The sequence below is a fragment of the Ideonella azotifigens genome (assembly GCF_006519715.1).
In the GTDB taxonomy this organism is placed as follows: domain Bacteria; phylum Pseudomonadota; class Gammaproteobacteria; order Burkholderiales; family Burkholderiaceae_C; genus Ideonella; species Ideonella azotifigens.
The window spans coordinates 1-2,233 of sequence record NZ_VIDT01000806.1 but is presented as its reverse complement, the minus strand read 5'-3'; the positions used below and the strand labels follow the sequence as shown (position 1 = coordinate 2,233).

The window sequence follows — 2,233 nt, the reverse complement described above, 5'->3', positions numbered from 1 at the left end:
ATACCTCAGCGCGCCTGACCTGCAGGCCATGGCCGGCTACCTGCAGGCGCTGCCGCAGGAAGCGGCCGACCACAGGCCTGCGCCGGCCGCCGAGGCCACGGTGCTGCGCCAGGGCGAGCAGCTCTACGGCCAGCATTGCGCCAAATGCCATGGCGAGCAGGGGCAGGGCGTGGCCGGCATCTACCCACCGCTGGCCGGCAACCGTGCGGTCACGCTGCCGGCTTCGGTGAACCTGATCAAGAGCGTGTTGCATGGCGGCTTTGCGCCAGCCACCGCGGGCAACCCACGGCCCTTTGGCATGCCGCCGTTTGCCCAGCAGCTCAACGATGCCGAGCTGGCCGCGCTGCTCAGCTACCTGCGCCAGGCCTGGGGCCACCAGGCGGCCGAAGTTTCGTTGCTGGACGTGCAGCGGGCACGCTGAACTGGACGCGCTGCGGGCACGCTGATAGCGTCGGACGCCGCGTGGCCCGCTTCGGCCGCGCCACGCGAGATGCCTGTCCCAGCACCTTCCCCTGCCTCCTCCGCCACGCCTGCCTACCGCTTCCAGCCGCACGAGCGGCCGATGATGCCGGGCTCGCCGGCCACGCCTTCGCACCCGGTGGCGCGGCGCGTCGCCTACTTCCTGATCGGCGCGCTGCTGGCGCTCACCAGCGGCTTCAGCAACGCCTTGCTGGTGGCCAACCTGCCGCAGATCCAGGGCGCTCTCGGGCTTACCAGCGTCGAAGGTGCCTGGCTCACCGCGGCCTACTCGATGAGCAACATCTGCATGAGCCTGTTGCTGATCAAGTTGCGCCAGCAGTTCGGCGCCGGCTGGTTCATCCGCCTGTTCCTGCCGGCTTTCGTGGGCGTGGCGCTGCTGCAGTTCTTCGTGCACAGCTATTCGCTGGAACTGGTGGCGCGCGCGCTCAGCGGCGTCACCGCCAGCGCGCTGTCCAGCGTGGCGCTGTTCTACGTGATGCAGGCCATGCCGGCCTCGGCGCGGCTGGCCGGCATGGTCATCGGCACCGGGCTGTCGCAGGTGGCGCTGCCGTTGGCGCGCGTCATCTCGCCCACGCTGCTGGAGGGCGACGAGGTGCAGCTCCTGTTCCTGCTGGAGCTGGGCCTGTCGCTGCTGTGCATGGCCGCCGCCGCGCTGCTGCGCCTGCCGCCCAGCGAGACGGTGGACGCCTTCGAACCGCTGGACTTCGTGACCTTCCTGCTGATGGTGCCGGGCATGGCGCTGCTGTGCGGCGTGCTGTCGGTGGGCCGCATCGTCTGGTGGCACACGCCGTGGGTGGGCTGGTCGCTGGCGGCGTCCATCGTGCTGGTGGCCGCGGCCTTGCTGATCGAGCACCACCGCGCCAACCCGTTGCTCAACACGCGCTGGCTGGGCAGCAGCCAGATCCTGCAGTTCGGCTTGATGGCGGCGGTGATGCGGGTACTGCTGTCCGAGCAGGGCTTCGGCTCCCTCGGGCTGCTGACGGCCGTGGGCATGGGGCAGGAGCAGCTGGTGACGCTGTACGTCGTCGTCACGCTGGCCACGCTGGCCGGGCTGGTGGCCAGCGTGCGGGCGATGAACCCGAACGACCTGCTGCGGCCCATCCTGGTCTCCACGGTGCTGATCGCCATTGGCGCGTGGATGGACTCGGACGCCAGCAACCTCACCCGCCCGGCCCAGTTCTACATCAGCCAGGCGCTGATCTCGTTTGCCGCCATCCTGTTCCTCGGCCCGCTGATGATGGTGGGCATCGTGCGTGCGCTGGCGCAAGGGCCCAGCCACATCGTCAGCTTCTCGGCCATCTTCGGCATTGCGCAGACGCTGGGTGGCCTGGGCGGCTCGGCGCTGCTGGGCAGCTTCCAGATCATGCGCGAGCGCTGGCATTCGGAAGTGCTGACGCAGAACCTGCTCGCCGGCGACCCGCTGGTCAGCGGGCGCATCGACGCGCTCAGCGCGTCCTATGGCCGGGTGCTGGTGGACGCTGCGCAGCGCCGCCTGCAAGGCAGCACCCTGTTCGGCCAGCAGCTCACGCGCGAGGCCAACATCCTGGCCTACAACGACGTCTTCCTGCTGATCGCCGTGCTGGCTGCGCTGGCCAGCCTCATCGTTGGCGCGCGCTGGCTGTGGTTGCGCAGCCGCGGCATCAACCCGCTGGCCACCGAACTCGCCGCGATGGCCGCGATGCGCGCCCGCCAGGCAGAGCAGCCCTGACTCCGAAAACTCCCACGCACAGCACCCCATGAGCGAAGCCCCGCC

The 2,233-nt window shown here is 69.9% G+C and carries 2 protein-coding genes; both read left to right on the top strand.

The window, feature by feature from the left end:
• On the top strand, positions 1-421 hold a 421-nt coding region (locus tag FKP22_RS27880), incomplete at its 5' end, for a c-type cytochrome (RefSeq protein WP_141291280.1).
• Between the two features lie 69 nt (positions 422-490).
• Positions 491-2,188, top strand: a complete 1,698-nt coding sequence (locus FKP22_RS27875; RefSeq protein WP_141291278.1) for an MFS transporter — start codon at positions 491-493, stop codon at positions 2,186-2,188.
• Positions 2,189-2,233: the final 45 nt, after the last annotated feature.